This window comes from Aminobacter sp. P4_H6_2, assembly GCF_056400805.1.
Genome location: NZ_JBFUKO010000310.1, coordinates 1 through 6,420, shown reverse-complemented (window position 1 = coordinate 6,420; position 6,420 = coordinate 1). Strand labels below are relative to the sequence as shown.

The following is a 6,420-nucleotide window of genomic DNA, read 5'->3' as shown; positions in this document are numbered from 1 at the left end:
CACCATATGGTCTGACCGGTACGACGGTGACATGAGCGACATTTTCGCCTTTCAGGACGAAGTCACGACCGTTGTCGCATCGCGTCTGTCAATCGAGGTGAGCGCATCGGAAATGCACCGGATGGTGCTGAGTGCACCCTCCGACTTGCAGGCCTACGGGCTCATTCTGCACGGCAAGTATGTCTACCAGCGACTGCTGCGCGAAACCAACCAGCATGCCCGCCGTCTTTTCGAGCAGGCCGCCGAGGTCGATCCCAATTATGCTCGCTCCTACATAGGGATATCGCGCACACTCAACGACGCGTGGCGTTTCAACTGGGCCGACCCACCAGAGCCGTCGCTGGACGAGGCGCTGAGGCAGGCCGAGATTGCCATCAGCCTCGATCCGGGCGACGCGCGCGGCTATGCCGCCCTGGGTAGCGCCTACCTCTACAAGCGCGACCATGAGGCGTCGCTGGCCGCCTTTGAGCGTGCCCTCGACGCCAATCCCAACGACGCCGACGTGCTGGCCGAAATGGGGCATTCAGTCTCCGTCTATGGGGATACGGAGCGGGCCGTTTCTTTGATCAAGCGGGCGATGCGCCTCAATCCCTACTATCCCGACTGGTATCTYTGGCATCTGGGTGAAGCCTATTTCGATATGCAGGACTATGAGCAAGCGATCCGCACACTCAACCAGATGCATGACAAGACCGAGGCCTACCGCATGCTGACCGCCAGCAATGCCTTGCTCGGGCGCATGGGCGAAGCTCGCCAGTATGCCAGGCAGCTTCTGCTCACCCATCCCGAATTCACCCTTGCGCACTGGGTGAACGTGCCACCGGATCGCAACCCCGAACCACGTGAACGGCTGATCGACGGGTTGAGAGAGGCAGGGATAAAATGAGCCTGCAAGAGCCTGGAGTGGCGCGCGATGCGCCTACACCCATTGCGATGCGCCCCGCTGTTGCAGGCGACTTCGGCTTCTGCCAGGCCCTTTACCTCTCCTCCATGTGCCCACTTCAAAAGGCGCTCGGCATCTGGGACGAAAAGAAGGTGAAAAATGCTTTCAAGAAATATTTTAAGCCGGAAGAGATCAGGATCGTCCTTATGGATGGGGTCGAGGCGGGTTGGATACAGGTCTCGCACACGGAGAGCGAAGTCCATCTTGACCAGATACATCTCAACGAAAAGATCCGGGGAAGAGGTGTCGGCACGAAATTCATCTGTGAGACGATGGCCGATGCGCGCAAAGTCGGCAAGCCGGTGCTGCTGTCACTGCTGCGGGGCAACCGTGCAATCAGCCTCTATCGCAGGCTGGGCTTCAAGCCTAATGGCAGCGACCATACAAAGCTGCACATGCGTTGGAGCGACCAATAGTCCCGCCTCACGCGCGATAAAACTAGCTAAAGCGCAATCCCGTTTCTATCGCCGCCATACTGCGTCGCGCGTCTAAGATGCGCAAGGACGCTGTATCACTTTGAATCTGTGCATCATCCTTTCTGAAAATCGATCCCGATTTTGGGGGCCAAGAACTAGTCGCTGCTACCACCATACGCCTTGCCGCCGCTGTAAGCTTTGCCTCCGCTATAGGCCTTACCGCCGCTATAGGCCTTGCCGCCGCTATAGGCTTTACCACCACTGTAGGCTTTACCACCGCTATATGTGCCAGCCGCATCCAATTCTGCATCAAGGACAATCTGTTCCAGCGGCCCTGCGGACGGATCGAGACGCACGAGATAGTCACCCTTGTCGTAGGACCACACCATGATGTCCTCGGCGAAGGACGCGTCGGTTGAAGCTACGCCGGTTCTGTCGGCGCTACGGTTGGCACAGGCCTTGGCGCCCGCTCCAGGGACAGGGCTCTCAGCTTTGGTTCCACTTCCATGAACAAGAAATATCTGCGGCCTCGCAAAGTCATAATACTGGCCTTCGAACGCAAAGCCGTAGATTCTGGCAAATCTGACACTCTTCTTTTCGTTCTCCTTGTCTGCCAACAATTGTTCTATTAGGTCGTTGTTATCGCCGAAGCGCGGCGGATCTCCAGCGTTACCTACCGCTGGCGGTCCGTCAGGCGTTCGCGGATCAACGGGACTGTATTTCATGTCATCCATGACCCTGCCGAACAGCAGTATCGTGGAGGTACTGAGAAGGGTCTCTGCCACGCCACCTCTCCTTAGCCAATAAACAAAAAATCATCCACACTCAGCTTGGGGTCGAAACTATCATGAAATCGTTGCTGTTCAAACAACTGACGATGTTATGGCGGGTTCTCATGAGAAGTAGCCTTGGCTTGTGCAACTCCAGCATGCGCGACATATGCCCGAAGGGACATCTCAGCCCGTGTACGCAGCTCGCCTAAGCGCCATCCTCGTCCGGTAGGGAAAATGCCGGCAATTCTGCTGCATCTCCGGTTCGGGGGTACGCCGTGAATAGGTGTGGCTGTCTTCGCCTGTCGACAGCAGCTTCGGGCCTGCGCGCACGAGACCGATCCCTCGCCGCTCCATGTTGCCCGTGATGATCCTCTGGAAACGTCCGCCGGTCAGCCGATCGTCGGCCGCAAGAAAGGCCCGCGAGACTGCGGCATAGTCCAGGTGAAGCGGGCGCAGGCGGGACCAGCTTTGCGCCAGCGCGCGGCCCATATAGTCCCGCGCGTCAGCAAGACATGCGGCGAAGCCTTCTGGGTTCGTGCCATAGGCCTTGTCGAACAGAGGCTGGATGACCTCATGATAGGATGGATCGCCTTCGAGCTGATCCGACAGGTCTTCGAGTTGCGCGGGGATCAACCCTCGTTTCAGCAGGTCCTCGTGGAAAACATCGACCCATATGTCGAATAGGGCGCCCGTCAGCGGCTGGGCTAGGTCATGTTCGTTCACCCATCCATCCGCGAAATCGTAGAGCGTCAGCGGATTGGACGCGACGCGCAATTGCTCGAAATCAGACACTTCCGCAAATCGGTTGAGACGGTTGTAGCTGTAAAGGTTGCCATGGCTCGCCTCGAGCAGCCCTACCAGGGCAGACTCGAAATGCATGAGCGCGATCAACGACACCATGTCGGCCGATGACTCATGGAAACCGAAATGTTCGCCAGGAATGTTGCTGGTGTCGGGAAGGCCTACCTCGCCGTAGATGATCAGGTGGCCGGTCTCGTGCGACACGACATCGAAGCTCAAGCCGAATTCGACCCAGTTGCCGCTTGGCGTGCGAAACGAGCCTATTTCGATCGAGCCGTAGCCGGCATAGGCATTGTCGAGCCCTGGCAGGAACACGACCTCCAGCCTTTCTCGGCTGTTTGCGAAATGCCAGCCGATGCCGCGTCCAAAATACTCCTGCCATATGTCCAGCGTGAAGCGTATTGCGCCATAGGCGTGCGCCTGGAGGAACTGCGGCGTACCGAATTCGATATGATCGAAATGCCCATCCCTGTCCGGCTCGGCAGGCGCAACGATTGGCCCATCCCATGGCGGGCCGTAGTGCGTGACTTGCCCTCCCGGCTCCTCGTAGAAGCCATAGGGCTTTTCCTTGCCGATTGGGTCGACGACATACAAACGAGCGTCGGCCGGTCCCGGAAAGACCGTACCTGCAGGCGGCGAAACCCAGACTGTTTCAGGTTCCCCCTGTTCTTCTAGCGTCGGAAGTTGAGGGAACAGGCGGAAGCGCGTCCCTTGGGGAGGTTCGACTGAAGGCGAAGCACTAAACATGGCCGGAACCCCCTCACTGAAAAGATTACTGCGCCTGCTCTCTCCCTGCCAAGTCATTCCGCCGATGGTTTGCTGTCAGCGGCAGCCCTGCTCCAGAATATGTACTCACGAGCTATCACGCGGTCGAAGGTCTCCTTATCCGGATAGCCTGCTTCCCCAAGGAAATCTGCTAGGTCAGCCGGCATTCGACGGCCGAGGCGCATGTCGAAGAACCACCGCCGTAATTCTAGGACAGTCAGGCCAGTGTGGGAAGGAGTAGGGTCTGGCATCCCTAGGCTGTGCAGAAGGTCGTGCTTTCGCCGCGCGCGCCCGGCCAGTTCGCCATAAGCATCGCCAAGGCGAAGCTCGTCCAGCATATGGCGGCCGAGATCGGTTCCGGCTTCGATCGCCGCCAGTCGCGCCTCGCCTTCGATCATCTGTTCGAAACCGCGCTTGTCCAGGTCGTTGTCGATGAGCCACCGATCGAATGCGGCCTGGGTGAATAGCCTTCTTTCACGGCGGAACCGTGTCGTGGCGCTTGCAGCATTGCGCGCTGCATCCGATCCTTGATTCCCGGTGTCGGCACGCTCCACAAAGAGCCTTGCGGCGGCATTGCGCCTGACCGTTCTGAACAGTTGCGGATCATGCCTGAGTTCGTCGATGATCGCCGACCCGTCGCCTAAATGCATCTCCGTGGCCTCGATGTCGCGCAATGCTTGCGCCCACATCGTCGTCCGTTCCAACCGGTATTCGGCCGCCCCTTGGCGACCTCCTTCGCGCCTGAGGGCTTCCATGGCTTCGAGCATGACCAGCGCGTCCAACCGCTTCTGATCAACCCTGCCCTGCGGCAGCCAGGCTTCGAGCGCCTTTAGCGCCTCATTGTTTAGGCCCTCCGCCGACGCGTGTTCCAGTAGCGTTCGCCACCGGCGCTCGGGATAGAAACTCGCCTTTGCCATTGCCGACAGCGTCTCCGAGACCTGCCGTTCGATCGTGCCTTCTCGTAATGCGTGCTCGAGGGTCGCGCGGATATTGACCATGGGTTCCGATAAGGGGAGATAGCCAATCTCCGCCGGGCCGTGCTGGATGGCCACTTCATCGTCGTCTTCCAGCAGGCCGTCGCGAAAGGCCTCGAAAATGGTGCCGACGCCACGCATGCCGAACGCTTGCAATTCCGCCGCGCGTAGCGCTCCCATGCTGGCTGCGCCGAACACCGCGATGCCCTGGTCGATCGCCCACAATATTTCCTTGTGCCAGACCGACGGCACGCCCTCGAAATAGCCGTCGATGATGCCTATCGCGCGCGGCCGCGTTCGGCCGTAGCGATAGACATCACCCATGGACACAGGCGGCAGCACGACGGCGTCCAGTTTCGCGGTGATGTCGGCGGCCGAAATCGTGGGACCCGCAAAGACCAAGAATGTCATGATCGCCTGCCGCCGAGTGCAAGCGCCCGCGGCCCCGGACAATAGTCGTCGTGGTCGTCCGGTCCTTCCAGACCAGGAATGACGACCCGCGCCACCGGCACGCAGAACTCCGGCTTCGTAAGATCGACCGAAATGACCTGGCCAATACCGACTACCTGGAGCCGCTTCAACATCCAGTCGACATCCTCGCCAAGCGAAGCAAATTGTGTGGAGTGTATGCGACTGAAGTCAACGCTCCCCTTTCCGTTCATCAGGCGCCTCGCCCATGTGAGCTTCGCTGCCAGTCCGGACGGTTCATATTCATCCCGCCGAAGGTCGTCGCGGGCCCCGGTAATATAGTTGGTCCGCACCTGAACAGCTTCCGTGAGCGCGCGCAACAGGGCGATCTCGCGGGCCGGGTGGCTGCCCGCTCCGGCGCCGGAATGGCCCAGCTTGAACTGTTCATCGACAATCATGCAATAAAAGGAGGGCACCCCGACGTCGCTCGTGATGTTCCAGACGCCGACGGACATGCCAGCCTTGCGCAACCGTTCGATTAAGCTCGAGCAAGTCGCATCGTCGACGGAGTCGAGATCGAGTAGGGTCTTGCGCCGCCTTGCGTCCGACAGCCAGTTCCACAAGGTAGTTGCGTCGCGTTCCACGACTTCGGCGATACCGTGAGCGACGGCTTCCAACATGTGGTTGCCCGACGCCAAGCCATTGGTGCTTTCAACGAAACTTCCGCTGCGGCCGACCGGGGGCAGCGTGTAATTGGCGTGAACCACGTCATAAGGCAACCAGATCGATCGCTTACCAATCCAGTCGAAACCCTCGATCCACAAAAGCGGCAGGTCGCCGTCAATGTGACTTTCATGAAGCCGGGCAAGCCCGTCCAAGTCGGCCAAATCAAGGCTTGCCGCAAGCTCGTTTCGGCTGCCAAGCCTGAGCGGCTTTTCAATGCGCTCAGCATGGAACCCTTCAACGGCTTCCATGACGCCGGAGGCCTTCGCGGCGTCGAGCGTGATACCCTTACCTTGCGAAACCGCGACAGAACGCGAGTTCGGCCGGACAACGGTCACCACCGGAATTCCGATGCGGTCAAGACCGGTGACGTTGGCGACCCGCGTTATCCCCATAGCCTCTAGAAAGGGGCGAACCCGCGCAAGGGTTTCGGCGGGAGATATCGTGCGATGGGTACCTTGGCGGTACAGTTTTGGCGCATGGGAAGAGGTACAATCTGAAACCATGCAGAACTAAGGCAGGAATCGCGCCTGGTTGTCGAGCATAATGGTCGCACCGATTGCGGCTACAGCAATCAGCACACCGCCAAACAGAATTCCCCAGCGCCGCGATCGGGG

The 6,420-nt window shown here is 59.3% G+C and carries 6 protein-coding genes; 2 read left to right on the top strand and 4 right to left on the bottom strand.

The window, feature by feature from the left end:
* Positions 1 to 886: tetratricopeptide repeat protein (locus AC1DUU_RS20065; protein WP_476785158.1), on the top strand; the 886-nt coding region annotated here is incomplete at its 5' end.
* Entirely contained in the window at positions 883 to 1,359 is a 477-nt protein-coding gene (locus tag AC1DUU_RS20060; protein WP_476785157.1) for a GNAT family N-acetyltransferase, read from the top strand. The genes AC1DUU_RS20065 and AC1DUU_RS20060, both read left to right, overlap by 4 nt.
* Positions 1,360 to 1,514: 155 nt before the next feature.
* Here the strand turns inward: AC1DUU_RS20060 and AC1DUU_RS20055 are convergent, their stop codons facing one another.
* The 4 genes from AC1DUU_RS20055 to AC1DUU_RS20040 all read right to left on the bottom strand — a co-directional run bounded on the left by AC1DUU_RS20055 (position 1,515) and on the right by AC1DUU_RS20040 (position 6,309).
* Positions 1,515 to 2,144, bottom strand: coding sequence for a hypothetical protein (locus AC1DUU_RS20055; protein WP_476785156.1), 630 nt, complete (start codon positions 2,142 to 2,144; stop codon positions 1,515 to 1,517).
* Positions 2,145 to 2,315: 171 nt separating this feature from the next.
* Entirely contained in the window at positions 2,316 to 3,527 is a 1,212-nt protein-coding gene (locus tag AC1DUU_RS20050; RefSeq protein ID WP_476785155.1) for a gluzincin family metallopeptidase, read from the bottom strand.
* Positions 3,528 to 3,733: 206 nt separating this feature from the next.
* Complete coding sequence (locus tag AC1DUU_RS20045; protein WP_476785154.1) at positions 3,734 to 5,074, bottom strand: TfuA-like protein; 1,341 nt, start codon at positions 5,072 to 5,074, stop codon at positions 3,734 to 3,736.
* 5 nt (positions 5,075 to 5,079) lie between these two features.
* Positions 5,080 to 6,309, bottom strand: a complete 1,230-nt coding sequence (locus AC1DUU_RS20040) for a YcaO-like family protein (RefSeq protein ID WP_476785153.1) — start codon at positions 6,307 to 6,309, stop codon at positions 5,080 to 5,082.
* Positions 6,310 to 6,420 lie beyond the last annotated feature (111 nt).

Bases quoted from the DNA above. Each gene is read 5' to 3' on its own strand.
- AC1DUU_RS20040 (WP_476785153.1), bottom strand. From the start codon at position 6,309: ATGGTTTCAGATTGTACCTCTTCCCATGCGCCAAAACTGTACCGCCAA.
- AC1DUU_RS20060 (WP_476785157.1), top strand. From the start codon at position 883: ATGAGCCTGCAAGAGCCTGGAGTGGCGCGCGATGCGCCTACACCCATT.